General features: G+C 57.6%; 14 protein-coding genes, 1 tRNA gene and 1 pseudogene. 12 read left to right on the top strand and 4 right to left on the bottom strand.

Annotation, left to right across the window (positions count from 1 at the left end; genetic code table 11):
• Positions 1-63 precede the first annotated feature (63 nt).
• From NIM87_RS03865 to NIM87_RS03855, 3 genes are all read right to left on the bottom strand, one after another.
• Entirely contained in the window at positions 64-1,266 is a 1,203-nt protein-coding gene (locus NIM87_RS03865; RefSeq protein WP_254673286.1) for a sugar transferase, read from the bottom strand.
• A gap of 131 nt (positions 1,267-1,397) precedes the next feature.
• Positions 1,398-2,540 (bottom strand): glycosyltransferase family 4 protein, encoded by a 1,143-nt coding sequence (locus NIM87_RS03860; protein ID WP_254673285.1) that lies wholly within the window; start codon positions 2,538-2,540, stop codon positions 1,398-1,400.
• A gap of 149 nt (positions 2,541-2,689) precedes the next feature.
• A complete protein-coding gene (locus NIM87_RS03855; protein WP_254673284.1) occupies positions 2,690-3,925 on the bottom strand; it encodes an EpsG family protein in 1,236 nt (411 codons plus the stop codon).
• 99 nt (positions 3,926-4,024) lie between these two features.
• Here NIM87_RS03855 and NIM87_RS03850 point away from each other — a divergent pair, with 99 nt between their 5' ends.
• From NIM87_RS03850 to NIM87_RS18705, 12 genes and pseudogenes are all read left to right on the top strand, one after another.
• Positions 4,025-5,761, top strand: coding sequence for an ABC transporter ATP-binding protein (locus tag NIM87_RS03850; protein WP_254673283.1), 1,737 nt, complete (start codon positions 4,025-4,027; stop codon positions 5,759-5,761).
• Positions 5,762-5,767: 6 nt separating this feature from the next.
• On the top strand, positions 5,768-6,430 hold the full coding sequence (locus tag NIM87_RS03845; RefSeq protein ID WP_254673282.1) for a class I SAM-dependent methyltransferase: 663 nt from the start codon (positions 5,768-5,770) through the stop codon (positions 6,428-6,430).
• A 7-nt stretch (positions 6,431-6,437) separates the two neighbouring features.
• Positions 6,438-7,025: a class I SAM-dependent methyltransferase gene (locus NIM87_RS03840; RefSeq protein ID WP_254673281.1), complete on the top strand. Its 588-nt coding sequence runs from the start codon at positions 6,438-6,440 to the stop codon at positions 7,023-7,025.
• A 2-nt stretch (positions 7,026-7,027) separates the two neighbouring features.
• A complete protein-coding gene (locus NIM87_RS03835) occupies positions 7,028-7,714 on the top strand; it encodes a hypothetical protein (RefSeq protein ID WP_254673280.1) in 687 nt (228 codons plus the stop codon).
• A gap of 1 nt (position 7,715) precedes the next feature.
• Positions 7,716-8,636, top strand: a complete 921-nt coding sequence (locus tag NIM87_RS03830; RefSeq protein WP_254673279.1) for a glycosyltransferase — start codon at positions 7,716-7,718, stop codon at positions 8,634-8,636.
• Complete coding sequence (locus NIM87_RS03825) at positions 8,633-9,598, top strand: glycosyltransferase family 2 protein (RefSeq protein WP_254673278.1); 966 nt, start codon at positions 8,633-8,635, stop codon at positions 9,596-9,598. The genes NIM87_RS03830 and NIM87_RS03825 overlap by 4 nt, the downstream gene beginning before the upstream one ends.
• Positions 9,595-10,548 carry a glycosyltransferase family 2 protein gene (locus NIM87_RS03820; RefSeq protein ID WP_254673277.1) on the top strand — a complete coding sequence of 318 codons (954 nt, stop codon included), beginning with the start codon at positions 9,595-9,597 and terminating at the stop codon, positions 10,546-10,548. The genes NIM87_RS03825 and NIM87_RS03820 overlap by 4 nt, the downstream gene beginning before the upstream one ends.
• Before the next feature lies 1 nt (position 10,549).
• Complete coding sequence (locus NIM87_RS03815; protein ID WP_254673276.1) at positions 10,550-11,662, top strand: glycosyltransferase family 4 protein; 1,113 nt, start codon at positions 10,550-10,552, stop codon at positions 11,660-11,662.
• Positions 11,629-12,762, top strand: coding sequence for a glycosyltransferase (locus NIM87_RS03810; protein WP_254673275.1), 1,134 nt, complete (start codon positions 11,629-11,631; stop codon positions 12,760-12,762). The genes NIM87_RS03815 and NIM87_RS03810 overlap by 34 nt, the downstream gene beginning before the upstream one ends.
• Positions 12,763-13,375: 613 nt before the next feature.
• Positions 13,376-13,579 carry a hypothetical protein gene (locus NIM87_RS03805; protein WP_254673274.1) on the top strand — a complete coding sequence of 68 codons (204 nt, stop codon included), beginning with the start codon at positions 13,376-13,378 and terminating at the stop codon, positions 13,577-13,579.
• Positions 13,580-13,800: 221 nt separating this feature from the next.
• Positions 13,801-13,977: pseudogene (locus NIM87_RS18710) on the top strand (tyrosine-type recombinase/integrase); the annotation flags it as partial.
• A gap of 33 nt (positions 13,978-14,010) precedes the next feature.
• Positions 14,011-14,142: a hypothetical protein gene (locus NIM87_RS18705; protein ID WP_332017505.1), complete on the top strand. Its 132-nt coding sequence runs from the start codon at positions 14,011-14,013 to the stop codon at positions 14,140-14,142.
• Positions 14,143-14,259: 117 nt separating this feature from the next.
• Here the strand turns inward: NIM87_RS18705 and NIM87_RS03795 are convergent.
• Positions 14,260-14,333: transfer RNA gene (locus NIM87_RS03795), tRNA-Gln, on the bottom strand.
• Positions 14,334-14,732 lie beyond the last annotated feature (399 nt).

Genomic DNA, 14,732 nt, shown 5'->3' with positions numbered 1-14,732 from the left:
CCAAAAACACCTTAACTCGGTGTCCTCAAAACCGGCAGCAGCTCAACCAGCGGCAGCTTCCACTCAGCGAGCCCCTAGACCGAACATGACCGTCTTGATGGTTTTGAAGAGTATCAACAGGTCTAGGTCGAGCGAGAGGTGCTTGATGTAATAAAGATCGTAGGAGAGCTTTTCGAGCTCTTCTTCGGTGTTGCCGGCATATCCAGTGGTGACCTGCGCCCATCCGGTAATGCCTGGCAAAACCAGCGATCTAAGTGCATACTTCGGTTCAACCGCCTCGCTAGACCGCGACACATATTCTGCAACTGGACGTGGCCCGATCAGACTCATGTCACCCTGTAGTATGTTGATGATTTGAGGCAGTTCATCTAGCCGCAACTTCCGTATTAGCCGACAGCCTGGGATAATGCGGTTGTCTTTTACCCCAGTCGAGCCGCCACCGGCTCCCTGATACATGGTCCGCAATTTGTACATACGAAACCGTCGGTCGCCATAGCCGCGCCGGATCTGGACATAAAGCACTGGGCCGCGGTCCCGCGCTTGGATGTAGAGGGCCGTCAGCAGTCCTAATGGCACCGTGATCGGTAGGGTCACTACCGCCGCAATGAGGTCGAAAAAGCGCTTGAGCCTTGCGTAAAGCAACTGTCCGGGCCGGTATGCAAGGTGCGACGTCTCGAAGCTCGTCACATCAAGCCTTCCACGTTTCTCTTCCAGATAGCGGGTCCATGGCATCACCTCGACGCCTCTGAGATAGCAGGTTGCCAGCAGTCGAGACCACTCGGGGCTGTGATGTTCCAGCGGGTCGATCAAAAGCGTTTCGACGTCCTTAAGGTCGGCGTCGGGCCCCCTCAAGATTGGTATTTTTCCAAGTTCAACTGACAATTCTAAGTCGCGAGAAAACGGCGCCAGAGCGACATGGTCTTCAAACTCACGGTGAACTCGGAGGTTGGCGTATGTCGCCAGCACGATGGTGACGGGCAGACAAGAGACCAGTGCCTGATAGCTAAGTGGAACGCGCATGGCCGACAGCACGCTGACCGCGACGCTGAATAGAGCGGCGCTTACGACCGACGACACCACGATCGGCGCTTCATTGCGGCGAAACGCATTAAGTATCAGCGCTGCAAAGCAGGGCACCAGCGAAAGCGCAGCTATGGCCGTAGTGATATTGTGCCAATCCGAGCGACCCGGTCGGGTGATGACATAGGTGTAAATCACCGCCTGGACGACGATGGCGAGAATGACTGGCCCGAGAAAGGCCCTCATTTGCCGAACAAACCGATGCCGACGGGCGCGCCCTCCACGTGTCGTGACGTAAGATAAGTCACGAACCGGATAGTCCACCGCCAGTCGTCGAACGCGCCTCGACCGCATCGCCTACTCCAGATTCAGAGCCGTCAAAGCTCCATGACTTCCAGCATTCGTGCGTTGATGACGCGCACATCGAAACGTTGCTCGGCGAGTAGGCGACTCTGGCGCCCCATGTCAACGATCCGCCTTGGATCGTCGATAAAATGTTGCATGGCCTGCACCAGTTGTTCAGACTCACGCGGGGCGACAAGAAACCCGTTCTCACCCTGCACGACTGTCTCCCGGCACCCCGGTGAGTTCGTGGTAATAACAGGAAGGCCACACGCCAAAGCCTCTTGGATCGACCTCGGGATACCTTCGCGATAGTACGACGGAAGGACATACACGCTTGCTTGAGCAAGCCAGGGCCGAACCGGCACATGGCCAGGCCACTCGATCAAGCCGTCCGCTACCCATTGCTCTACCTGGGTCCGACTGATGCCGTTTGGATTGGAATCGAGCCCGCCTAGCAGCAAAAAACGGGAATGTGGCGCCGAGGCTTTGATCGTTTTCGCAGCAGCAACATAGTCATGAATGCCCTTCTCGGCCAACAGGCGGGCTGCCAGGAGAAAGGTAACCGGTACGGTGACTGGCACTAGTTGCGGCCAAGCGGCCAGATCGACGCCGGTTCCGTTCACAAGAACCATTTTCTCCGGACCGACGATGTGCATGCGGGCGAAGTCCTCGACATCGTCGGGGTTCTGCATGAAGACATTGTGCGCCCGCCCTAGTGCAATCGTATAAAGAGTGCGCGCTATAGCGTGGAGGACGCGGCGTTTCAGACTTGGCCGCTCCGTGTCGCCGAATGCATAGCCGAGGCCGGCGATCAACGCGTGGCGCCGGGGAACACGGGCAAGTGACGCAGCAATCATACCGTAGATCACCGGCTTGATGGTGAAGGCGAGCACGGTATCGAGCCGCAATTCGCCTAGAGTTTTGACGAGGTTGAAGACATCGCGGGCATCACGAAATGGATTTAAGCCAGTTCTGGACAGGCTCATGGGAATTGCGGAAATTCCGTTTTCTGCCAGCAGCGCTACTGAATCTGCGTCAAATTCCGCTGCAATTGCAAAGACTTGGTGTCCGCGTGCCGCGATCTCGCGCATCAGCGGGAGGCGGAAATTGATTATAGAAAATGCATTATTGCCAATGATTCCCACGCGTTGGGGAGACTTTGGCGGTTGCTGCATTGTGGCGCGATCCTGCGTTCTGGAGATTTTTGACTAGGACAAAATGCGCAGCTTGGCCACCACGATCTGCCCCGCTGGCGCCGGGGTTGGGCCCAGGCTCTGCAAGATGACGATCGATGAACGAATTGACTGGGTCCTTTCGGTCTGCGTTAGAACCAGTGTTGCAAAGCTGATTGGTACGGTAGCCACAGGGCTGAGTCGCTGCCGAATCGGAACCACACCCAAAAGACGGCCCCAGCGCATACGACTATGGCCACATGCATCAACTGCCCGAATGGGCGAGGAAGTGCGTCCGGCAGAGCCGAAAAGGCGTGCAGTTGCAGCGGCAGGAAGTAAAGTGCGGCCCTATCCGCAAAGGTGGAGCGAAAAAAGGACGCAGCAAACAAAACGAGTATAGCTGCCGAGGTGATCGCCCAGAGCCATTTTTCCGGCACCCTAAGGTTCGTTCGCCACGCCAGCACCAATATGGCACCGGCGGCAATCACGGTCTGGGTGATACGGAATACGGCGCCACCGGAGTACAGCCCGGACTTAACCTCCCGCTCGAGCGTAACGACGCCGATCTGGTCGCCGGCCCGCACGAAATATTGCTGAAGCAAGGGCAGGAAGCTCCGCCACAGGAGTGCACCGCTCAAGAGAAGGGCATAGAGCGCAATAAACGCGAATTGACGAAATGCGCGCCTGTCCCAGCGACCGGCAAAAAGCGCTGGCGCCAGGATGAACAGGCAAACGGCAGCCTTGTGGAACAAAGCCGCCATGGTAACCGCCGCCAGGAAGGGCAGGGTTCGTTGCCGCTCGACAGACATCATGGCGAGCATGGCAAATCCCACGGCCACGCTTTGGCGCGTGTAGTTCATGTCCACCACGGTAACGAGATATGGAATGGCCACGAGGAGCGCCAGCCCAGGATTTTTGCGGGTGGCGCAGAACAAGGCCAAGGGCACGATGGCGAGGATGGCGCACACCAAGGTGACGAAATAGATGCCGCCGAACCCGTTTGCACCAAGCCAGTTGAGCAAGCCATAGGCAGGGTCGGTGCGGGCAAGGGCTTTTGCCAAAGGTGCATCAACCACATCGGTCACCCAGGACGCATATGTGCCCCAATCGGTGCCAACATTGTGCCGCAGCCCCACCAGCACCACCAAGCCAACGGCAACTGCAGCCAGGCCGGCGCGGGCTTGGGTGGGGCGCAGGAGCGATAAGAAACCCGCCGCGGCAAAGGGCAGCCAGTAAATTAACATAGTCACGTCCCTCCGGTTTAGCGTACGAACCTCAGCCAGATTCGTGTTGATGACAGGGCCGAACCTAGTGTGCTTTGGATATGCAACAAAACAGGCGACGCAGGAGCGGGCGATATCTGTGGAAGGTTGTGGCCGCTTGGCCACGGCAGCAGGGTTGATGATGACCAGCCCGCCAATGCGCTTGTGATCCAGATGGGTGCGGACTAAGAAGGCGCGATCCGCAAAAAGCCATTAGAGACCCTTTTGCTCGATACCTTTCGAAAACTGCGTGCGCTGCTCAGCCCGCGTGAACAGCGCCAGGCGCTGCTGCTGCTCGGCATGATGATGATTTCGGCATTGCTGGAAGTCGCAGGTATCGCGTCCGTGATGCCGTTCATCATAGTGCTGACGGACCCCTCTATAATTCACAGTAACCCGGCCCTGTCACTTGCGTATGACAGTCTGGGATTCGCCGACGGCCGTGCATTCCTGATTGCGCTGGGCGGCGTGCTGCTCTTCACCTTCCTTGCTTCTCTTTCGTTCCGCGGCCTTACTCTCTACGCCATACAGCGCTACTCTTCGATGCGGCTGCACTCGCTAGGGAAGAGGCTGCTTGGCACTTATCTCGACCAGCCCTACGAGTTTTTTTTGAACAGCAACTCCGCAACGCTGTCTAAGAAAATCCTTTCAGAGGTCGCGAATGTCGCGAATGGGGTGCTGCTGCCACTTATGCGCGCCATTTCCGGGCTCGTTGTCTCAGTTTCTATCCTGGCGCTTTTGCTGTTGGTTCAGCCAGTCGTCTCCTTGGTAATGGGCGCTTCACTCGGCGCAACTTACGCCCTCATATTTGCTGCCACCAAGACCCGAACAAAAAAATCGGGGAGTGCTTTCGTCAACGCAAATACACGCCGCTACGTTGTCGCAAGCGAGGCCCTCCAAGGCTACAAGGAACTCAAGGTCCTAGGACGGCTGGAGGACTATCTGGCCCGATTTGACAAGCCTTCGAAGGAATTTGCCAAACAGTATGCCGACAACCAGATCAGCCGGGAGCTGCCCTACTTTTTTGTTCAGGCCATCGCATTTGGCGGCATCATTACCTTACTTCTTGTTCTCGCTGCGCAAGGCAGAGACCTGACGGAAATTTTGCCGCTAGTCAGCTTTTTCGCTTTTGCCGGATACAGGCTTCTACCCGCTTTTCAAGATATATTCAGGAGTGTCGGTCAACTGCGCTTCTACTTGCCAGCCCTCGAGGAATTGTACGCCGACATAGCGCGCCCAGTCGTGCAACAGGATCGCGCGGATAGCGATAGCCGACTTCCACTAGAAGGCAGCATTGAGGTCGTAGGCATAAGTTTCCGCTACGCCGGGGCAGAGCGCACGGCATTGAACAACGTTTCCATCACGATCAATGCTGGAACAAAAGTGGGGCTAATCGGGAAAACCGGGGCTGGAAAGAGCACGTTAGTGGACTTGCTCTTGGGGCTCATCACTCCCCAGTCAGGACAGATATTGGTCGACGGGGTCTCGCTAAGCTCGGCCAACTCTACGAGTTGGCAGCGCAACATAGGTTATGTGCCGCAATCCATTTTCCTGGCTGACGACTCTATCGCCGCAAATATAGCCTTTGGTGTGCCCGAAATGAACATTGACATAGAAAAGGTCGAGCAAGCCGCCCGCCAGGCCCAGATACACGAATTTATCGAACACTTGCCCCAAGGCTATGGCACAATTGTTGGGGAGCGCGGATCACGACTGTCAGGCGGGCAAGTTCAAAGAATCGGCATTGCTCGTGCGCTCTACAACCAGCCTGATGTTTTGGTGCTCGACGAAGCGACCAGCGCGCTAGACACGGAAACCGAGGCAGCGGTAATGCGCTCGATTGACCTGCTCCAAGGCGCGATAACGATTATTGTCGTCGCACATCGGCTATCCACAGTGCGCGGCTGCAGTTCGATATTTGAAGTCCAACGTGGTGAGGTATTCACCAGAAGAAACGTATGAGATGAAATGACAGTTCAAAGCAAAAATGAAGAGATGCGATCAATCATTCATCGAACAAAGATCGATGAAAAATGGAGCGGCAGACTGCCCGCGCTGCTCTCTGTCCTTACAAAACAGATTGCTGATAATGCTCCCTCGATCTTAGACATCGGAAAGTCGTCACGCGAAAATTGGGAGATGTTTGCCCCTGGGCAGGCCAAAAGTGCAGACATAAATCAGTTTGATGGGTATCCGGACATTATTATGGATGTTTGTGACATAGATACTTATCCGGACGAGATGTATGACGCAATAATATGTCATTCGATACTTGAGCATGTTTATGACCCAAAGGCAGCGGTTGATAACATGGCAAAACACATTCGGGCGGACGGATTTTTTCTGGGTTTCACCCCCTTCCTGATGAATTATCATGCGCCTAAGGACCTAAAATTTCAGGACTTCTATCGGTTTACTAGAGACGGATTAGCATACCTTTTTAGGGATTTTCGCGACGTCACGTTGTATCCGGTGCGTGGTCGTGCAGCTACGTTGGCGAGTCTTGTGTGGCCCCTCAAGAAACTCGCCAGAAGATCCGATGGGTCAGAGCCGTTAAGTAGAGCAATGGACAAGCTGTTGCCAGGCAACCCGCTTCAGACCACTGGCTACGTAATTTTTGCGAAGAAGTAGATTGGCTATGCAAACATTCGTTATCCCCTTTAGGGGCGCATCTGTTTTCCGGAAGCATCAGAACCATTTTCTCCGCGAGTATGCGAAGAAAATGGCACCCAAGACAGTGCTCAACCTCGGGGCAACTCCCGATGCATCCGACAAGGAGGGCAGTGTTTATGAAAGCTATTTTTCCAGTGCAGAATTCAAGACTCTCGACTTAGGGCCGTTCGACCACCCTCGTCATATTCACGGGGACTTGATGGATCTGCCCAACAGCATGCCAGACTATGACCTCGTACTGGCTATGTCGGTCATTGAACACATCGACAAGCCTTGGCTTGCCGCTCCAAACATTGTGCGTCTCGTTAGGCCGGGCGGTTTCCTGTACGTTGCCATGCCATTCTTCTACCCAGTGCACGAGGGGCCCTACTATGGGGACCACTGGAGGGCAACACCCTCGGGTATAGGGCATCTCTTCTCAGATATGGAGATCGTGCGCCGAGACTATTATCCCTCAAGCATCAGGGCAGTCCACGACCGCAAGTCGTACTGGAACGACGCGAATTCTACCTATGCGGGCTTTTCGATGCTGTTGCGGCGAGCTGACGTTTGACAATGGAACGAGTGCATCAAGTTCCGCGCCAGTGGTCAAACCGCGAATTGGCTAAGTACGCTTCCATATTTGGCGGCGACGTCGTCAATGTCAGTGGCTGGAAGGATTCAGACAAACAAGGCCGGACGTATCGCTCATACTTTGGTGCTGCAACAACTTATACGATCACCAATTTCGATGCAGATAAGCGAGGGTTTCAGGGGGCGGACGGCGAACTGTTTCTAGACCTTGAACAGCCCCTGTCCGACGACCTCAAGGCAAGATTCGATGTCGTGTTCAACCACACAACACTTGAACACGTTTACGACTTCCGAACCGCATTTTCCAATCTGTGCGCTATGTCCAAAGACGTGGTGATTGTGGTCGTTCCGTTTGTCCAGCAGATGCATGCTGACTATGGCGACTTCTGGCGTTTTACCCCGCAAGCGTTGACACGCATGTTCAAGGACGAGGGGCTTGAGGTTGGCTATCTGTCGTTCAACAACGACTTCCGTGCGTCTGTCTATGTGCTGTGCATCGCGACCAAGAACCCTGACCAATGGCAGGGTAAGCTGCCGTTCAAGGTCGACTACGCAGATCCGAAGTTTGCGCACTTGAAAGAGCCCTTCGCCGGGAGCAATGCGATCCATTCCAACTGGAAAACAGCTCTGAAAGGCTGGTGGATCAGCACTTTTGGCGGCAAGATGTAAGATGCATCCCAACATCACAATCGGCATTACCTGCCACAACGCAAGCGATACGATTGCGCGGGCGGTGGAGAGTGCGCTGGCGCAGGACTGGCCAGCGCTGGAGGTGGTGGCGGTGGATGATTGCTCGTCCGACGGCTCTTGGGAAATTCTGACGGACCTGGCCGCGCGGGAGCCGCGGCTCAGAATCGTGCGGCACGACTTGAACAAGGGCTACCCCGCGGCGCTCAACACCATTCTCGAGCATGCATCGGGCGAATTCGTCGCCATTTTCGATGATGACGACGACAATGTGGCCGACCGCCTGAAAGCCCAGGTCGAGCGGATCAAGGCCTATGAGGCAGAGTCGGGCGCCGAACTGGTGCTCTGCTATACAAACCGGGCCGTTGTGAAAAACGGGCAGGATACGCCAGACCATATTGCCCAGGCCATTGGCCGGGCAGGGCCGGAGCCACATGGACCGGAGGTGGCGGACTATATCCTGGGGATCGGGGCATCGCCGGACCGGGTCTGGGGGATGTTCGGCAGTTGTACGCTGATGGCGCGCAAATCCACCTTTGCTACCATCGGGCCATTTGATGCGGATTTTCGACGCTGCGCTGAATGGGACATGGCCATTCGCGGCGCCCAGATGGGGGCGCATTTCATCGCGGTCAATCGGCCGCTAATCACCCAGTACAAGACCCAGAGCGCCGACAAGTCCGGCACCAAGCCGCTGCATTACGCGCTGATGCTGCGCGACAAACATCGGGACTATCTCAATGGCAAGGGCGTGTACCTTGCATCCAAGATGTTCGCGCGCTCAAACTTCTGGGGCAACAAGAAGCAGAAGCTCAAGAGCCGGTTCTATCGGGCCCTGGGCTATGCGCTCGCGCCACGCTTGATCCCGTCCTACCTTAAGCGCCGGTCTGGCGGCGTGGTATGACGCCGCTCGTCACCATCGGCATAACTGCGTTCAACGCCGAGGACACTATCGGTCGGGCCATTGCGAGTGCGCTGGGACAGGACTGGCGGCCCCTGGACATTGTCATCGTGGACGATGCGTCCACAGACGAGAGTTGGGCGGTCATCTCGGCGCTGATGGCGGCGCATCAGGAAGTCCGCGCGGTTCGGCAGACCAGCAACCAGGGGGTCGGGGCGGCGCGCAGCCAGATTGTGGCCGAGGCGCGGGGCGATTTCATCTGCTTTTTCGACGATGACGATGAGAGCGCGCCGGATCGAGTGCGGCGGCAGGTCGAGCGGACACTTGATTATGAGGCGCAGTTTGCCGGTGGGTCCCCAGTGATCTGCCACACGGCCAGGCGGCAGATCATGCTGGACGGGGGGAGCCGGATCGAACGGACCATGGGGGAGCGGACTGGTGTCGTTGCCCCGCATGGAGTGGCGGTGGCACGGCGGATTTTGACGGGCGCGCCGCTCGATGATGGCTATGGTGCGCTGGCGACCTGCTCTCAGATGGCAAGGACGCAGACCTATCGGGCGCTGGGCGGTTTCGACGCCGCGTTCCGGCGGGTGGAGGACACCGATTTCTGCGTGCGGGCGGCACTGGGGGGCAGCCATTTCGTCGGAATCGGGGAGCCGCTGGTGACGCAGACGCTGACACGGACATCGGACAAATCGCTGGCGGGCGAATTAACCTACAAGCTGATGCTGATCGACAAGCATCGGAGCGTGTTCGATGATGCGCGACATTATCGCTACTGCCGGGACTGGACGATGACCAAGCACCACTGGCTGGCGGGGCATCGGCTGCGCTTTGCGGCACGAATGGGTTTGGCTGCGCTGACCCACCCGCGGCGGACTTGGCAAAGGCTGTGGCTTGCCTTACCCAATCTGGACGGCAACCGGGCCTTTTCCCGGTTTCATCGCAATAACGAGCGTTCATGAGCCAGGCCAGGACGGTCAGCATCGGGATCACCTGCTATAATGCGCGCGAGACCATCGGGCGGGCGATTGCCAGTGCGCTGGCGCAGGACTATCCCGAGCTTGAAGTGCTGATCGCTGATGACGCCTCGACCGATGGATCAGCGGATGTGGTGGACGATCTGATCAGTGATGAGTCGCGGGCGCAGCTGATCCGGCTGGAGCGCAATGGCGGGCCGGCGGTGGCGCGCAACGCGATCATTGCGGCGGCCAGCGGCGAGTTCCTCGCGTTTTTCGACGATGACGACGAGAGCCTGCCGGGTCGCGTTTCGGCGCAAGTGGCGGCAATCGAGGCGTTCGAGAGCAGCCATCCCGACGTACCCGTCGCCTGCTACGCGGGCGGGGAACGGCTTTATCCCAACGGATACCGTAAGCTGCTACCAGCCATAGGTGCGGATGATATTCGACCGCATGGACCGGCGCTGGCGGACTACCTACTGTTTCACCGGAAGCTGACGGGATGGCGCTACAATAGCGGCACGCCTACTTGTGCGCTGATGGCACGAACGGATGTGCTGCGGCAGTTTGGCGGGTTCGACACGGGGCTGCGGCGGGTGGAGGATGTAGATCTGGCCATCCGATTAGCACTCTCGGGGGGCTGGTTCATCGGCACAAAGGAGACGCTGTTCGTGCAGCACGCCACGACTGGGGCCGACAAATCCTACGAGAAGAACCGTGACGCCGAAGTGGCCATTGCCGACAAGCATGAGGGCTACCTGCGCTCGATCCGCCGCTACCACTATGCCCGCAATTGGCCGGTGCTGCGCTATTACCATTTCAAGCGCGACTACCTGCGTTTCGCGCTGCAGTTCGTCCGCATCTGGCTGGTCAATCCGGTGCTGGCGACCGAACACATCCTGGCGACAGGACCCAAGCGGCTCGCCCATGAGCGGCGCATGAAGACGGAGGCCTGACATGCGCATGATGTTTGCAGCCCGCGCCATGAACAACATGGCCGGCGGGGTCGAGCGCATGATCATCGCGATCATGAACGAGATGGCCCGGCGCGGACACGAGGTGGCGCTGTTCAGCTGGGACCATGCGGCGGCGGAGGCCTTTTACCCAATTGATCCTAGGGTGCAGTGGTTCAAGCTCGACCTGGGCAACCCGGCACAGCGGGCCGGGCTTGGTCTGCGGCTGCAAAGAGCGCCGAACGTGCGCCGGATCGTGAAGGCGTTCGCGCCTGACGTCATCGTGGGGTTCCAGGGTGGTGCATTCCGGCCCATGGCCTTCTATACGTTGGGCCATGGCATCCCGGTGGTCGCGGCAGAGCGCACGGCGCCGTCGCTCTATGAGCATGCCGGAACGGAGCGCAAACGCCAGATCGAACTGTTCTCGTTTCGGTTTGCCAAGACGATCACGGTGCAATTCGACCGTTACCGTTTGGGCTATCCGGCTTTTCTGCAGGACAAGATCGTGGAGACACCCAACCCCGTGGCCGTCGCCAGCCGCCACGCGAATCCTGGCGCTCCCGGCGCAAATGGCCGCTATACACTGCTGTCGGTCGGTCGGCTGAGCTACCAGAAGAACTACGATGTGCTGCTCGAGGCCTTTGCGCGACTGGCGGATCGCTTCTCGCTCTGGGACCTGCGCATCGTGGGCGAGGGCGAGGATCGGGCCAAGCTGGAGGCAATGATCGCTGCGACGCCGGCCTTGAAGGGACGGGTTGCTTTGCCAGGCGCTACACAGGATGTAGCGACCCAATATGCCGCGGCCCAGCTGTTCTGTCTGCCGTCTAGGTGGGAGGGTTTTCCAAACGCCCTTGCCGAGGCGCTGGCTCACGGCCTTCCCTCGGTGGGGTTCGAAAACTGCTCGGGCGTGCCGGATCTGATCGCAGCGGGACAGTCGGGGGTCTTGGCGCCGGGCATGAACGATGCGAATGCACTGGCCGAAGCGCTCGCCAAACTAATGGATGATCCCCAGGGCCGGACAGCGCAGGGGCAATATGCGGTCGAGTCGATGCAGCGCTACAGCCCTGACCGTTGTTTCGACCAATGGGAAAGCGTTTTGCTGAAAGCGGGCGAATGAGACTGCTGTTTGCAATCAAGTCCCTCAGCACATTGGGGGGCGGAGCTGAGCGGGTGTTTGTTGATGTGGTCAATGGCCTTCACCGGCGCGGGCATGATGTGGCGGTGATGACTTTCGAGCCGTTGGATGCCCCCAGTTTCTACAGGCTCGATGAGGATATAAGGCGGCTCGAAATTGGAGCGCGATCGGGCAGCAAGCTCGGCCAACTAGCTTTGTTGCCGGCGGCGCGGCGCACCATCACCGCATTTGCGCCGGACGTAGCCGTGGCGTTCATGCCATCAAGCTACGTGCCGCTCGCAGCGGCTCTAGCGATGACCGGCGTGCCACTCATCGCCAGCGAGCACAATGTCCCCGAACGCTATCGTCGCCTACCAGTACGGTGGCTGTCGATGTTGGTGTCCAGCGCCCTGGTGCGCCAGTTCACTGCAGTATCGATCCAGATGCAGGAGGTTTACCCAGCCATTGTCCGGACCAAGATGACCGTGCTGCCAAACCTGGTCACGATCGATCCGGGCAGGCGGGCAGACGTCGTGGGCAAGGGCAAAGAAGAAGGACTGATCATCTGCGTGGGACGACTGCATCCGCAGAAGGATCATCTGACACTTATACAGGCCTTCGGGCTGTTGGCAGACGATTTCCCTGGATGGCGTATTCGTATCCTCGGCGACGGTAGCGAGCGGGAGCGCCTGGAGGCGGAGATTGCACGTCTTGGACTTCAGAGCCGGATCACGCTCGCCGGCACGGTGCAGGATATCGGCGCGGAATACAGTGCGGCGCAACTTTATGTCATTCCGTCGCGCTATGAGAGCTTCGGATTGGCGACAGTGGAAGCCCTCGCGCATGGACTGCCAGCTGTTGGATTTGCCGATTGTCCTGGAACCAACGAACTGATCGCGCACGGCCTCAACGGTATACTGGTAACTCCGGATGGCGGGAGGGTGGAGAGCTTGGCTCAATCACTTCGGAAGCTAATCTCCGACCCAGACTATCGCCGGCAGCTCGCCTCTGGCGCAGACCAATCGAAGGCGCCCTCACCATCTGTCATCCTAGACGACTGGGAAACAATGTTGGGCTCGGTGTCGGGAGAGAGGTCTGCTTAATCTCTCTGGCTGATCGCACTTTCTGCCGACTTCGGGTTCATGGCCATCAGACTATCTTGGCCGAGGTGCTTCTGCCGCCACTGGCGCTCAAAGGGCACCAGGCAAGTCAGAGAGACGCATTTGGTCTGTTTGACAAAGCCAATGAAGGGCCACCCCGCCATCAGGCCGACAACCTCAGGAGCATACACACCATCGAGATCGAGGGCTGGAACCCGGTCAAGCTTGAGGCAAACCTGGCACGTCTTCACGCAGTGTCGGCCGGCAGACCTGCGTAGCGGGCTCAACAACGATTGATGTGCGCAAGCTGCTTCAGAACAGCATTATGAGATAATAGCCGGATAATAATCTCGATAATGCGGCAATTGTTTTCCAAACAATTCCAACACTCTAAAATCAATATATATGAACTATCTCATCCGGATGCAATAAGTTTGTGTCCAATTCAATTATAACTGTCGCACGCAAAGGTGCTGCCGCCCAATCTGTGTAAAGACTAGACCCATGCGAACAGTTATTCCGTCCCGATTTGTCCATGTGAAGGCCGTCAGCTATGAGCCAGATACCTACGCCGAAGAGACCCTGATCCAGTGGGCAGCCGACAAGGAACCTGCAAATGGGTAGGCCATCATCCTTCCGTCAGGCGGATGTCACGCGTGCCATCAACGGTGCTGTCGCTGCCGGGATGAAGGTCGCGAGGGTCGAGTTGGATCCGACCACTGGACGCATTGTTCTTCTTACTGCGGATGATCTGACTTATGCAGCGGGAGCATTGACCAACGCTCTGGATGCTTGGATCAAGGCTGGTGGTAATGCCTAGGCCTAGAGGGAAGTTGAAGAACCCATTCAAGGGTCTGAATAGTGTCCGTCGGAAGCGCCCCGACGGCAAGGTTGAGGTCCACTACTACGCCTATAAAGGCGGACCCCGCCTGCCAGATGAATATGGATCGGCAGAATTCATAGCGGCATTTGTAGTTGCAAATGACCTGCGGAGCCAAAAGCGCCCAACGAATACAGGTGTCCTTCTCTCGCTGCTAAACGATTATCAGGCGAGCACGGAGTCGGGGCCAGGCCTGGTCTGAGCACGGGTTCAGCACCTCGTTCCGTAAAGCGGTGAAGAAGTGCGGCATCGAGGGATTGACCTTCCACGACACTCGAGGCACCGCGGTTACTCGCCTGGCTCTCGCCGGGGCCTCCGTATCACAGATCGCAACCTTTACTGGTCACTCCCTGAAGGATGTCGAGTCGATAATGGATGTCCACTACCTCAACCGTGATCCTCGCCTGGCCGAAGAGGCACTCAGGAAACTTGAGCTGCAGGCGGCCCGACCGGATGGAGATTCGATCAAGAGTATTGATGGCGGGTTTCTCAAGACGACCTGAGCAGTGGGACTGAACCGGGAACAGAATTCCCACAGCTATTCCCACAAGCTGGTATTGTTCTATCCGCGCTAGTTAATACCAACGAGAAAAACGCAACAAAATCAAGGACTTGTAGGCTGGCTGGGGAACCTGGATTCGAACCAAGATCGACGGAGTCAGAGTCCGCTGTTCTACCATTGAACTATTCCCCAGCAGGAGCCTGCTGGCTGACCGATGCCGGAGCCGAAGGGGCTGCGCAGCGCGGTGCGGGGTCTCATTAGACAAAGCGCGACCATATTGCAAGCGTCTGGCACGGAGCGCTGCCAGGAAATGTGTCTTTCCACATTTCCGGTTCGGCAGCGCGACCAAAAGGGAGTGTGCTGCCCGGAAATGTGTCTTTCCACATGTCCGGTTCGGCAGCGCGACCAAAAGGGAGTGTGCTGCCCGGAAATGTGTCTTTCCACATGTCCGGTTCGGCAGCGCGACCAAAAGGGAGTGTGCTGCCCGGAAATGTGTCTTTCCACAGTTCCGGTTCGGCAGGGCAACCCGGAGGGGTGCGCTGCCAGGAAATGTGTCTTTCCACATTTCCGGTTCGGCAGCGCGACCAAAAG

Origin of the sequence: Devosia ureilytica (assembly GCF_024273195.1) — a bacterium.
In the GTDB taxonomy this organism is placed as follows: domain Bacteria; phylum Pseudomonadota; class Alphaproteobacteria; order Rhizobiales; family Devosiaceae; genus Devosia; species Devosia ureilytica.
This window is presented reverse-complemented; position numbering and strand designations above follow the sequence as displayed.

Coding starts and splice junctions, on each gene's coding strand:
- NIM87_RS03840 (WP_254673281.1), top strand. CDS start 6,438: ATGCAAACATTCGTTATCCCCTTTAGGGGCGCATCTGTTTTCCGGAAG.
- NIM87_RS03815 (WP_254673276.1), top strand. CDS start 10,550: ATGCGCATGATGTTTGCAGCCCGCGCCATGAACAACATGGCCGGCGGG.
- NIM87_RS03820 (WP_254673277.1), top strand. CDS start 9,595: ATGAGCCAGGCCAGGACGGTCAGCATCGGGATCACCTGCTATAATGCG.
- NIM87_RS18705 (WP_332017505.1), top strand. CDS start 14,011: ATGGATGTCCACTACCTCAACCGTGATCCTCGCCTGGCCGAAGAGGCA.
- NIM87_RS03810 (WP_254673275.1), top strand. CDS start 11,629: ATGGGAAAGCGTTTTGCTGAAAGCGGGCGAATGAGACTGCTGTTTGCA.
- NIM87_RS03805 (WP_254673274.1), top strand. CDS start 13,376: ATGGGTAGGCCATCATCCTTCCGTCAGGCGGATGTCACGCGTGCCATC.
- NIM87_RS03845 (WP_254673282.1), top strand. CDS start 5,768: ATGACAGTTCAAAGCAAAAATGAAGAGATGCGATCAATCATTCATCGA.
- NIM87_RS03830 (WP_254673279.1), top strand. CDS start 7,716: ATGCATCCCAACATCACAATCGGCATTACCTGCCACAACGCAAGCGAT.
- NIM87_RS03865 (WP_254673286.1), bottom strand. CDS start 1,266: ATGAGGGCCTTTCTCGGGCCAGTCATTCTCGCCATCGTCGTCCAGGCG.
- NIM87_RS03860 (WP_254673285.1), bottom strand. CDS start 2,540: ATGCAGCAACCGCCAAAGTCTCCCCAACGCGTGGGAATCATTGGCAAT.
- NIM87_RS03825 (WP_254673278.1), top strand. CDS start 8,633: ATGACGCCGCTCGTCACCATCGGCATAACTGCGTTCAACGCCGAGGAC.
- NIM87_RS03835 (WP_254673280.1), top strand. CDS start 7,028: ATGGAACGAGTGCATCAAGTTCCGCGCCAGTGGTCAAACCGCGAATTG.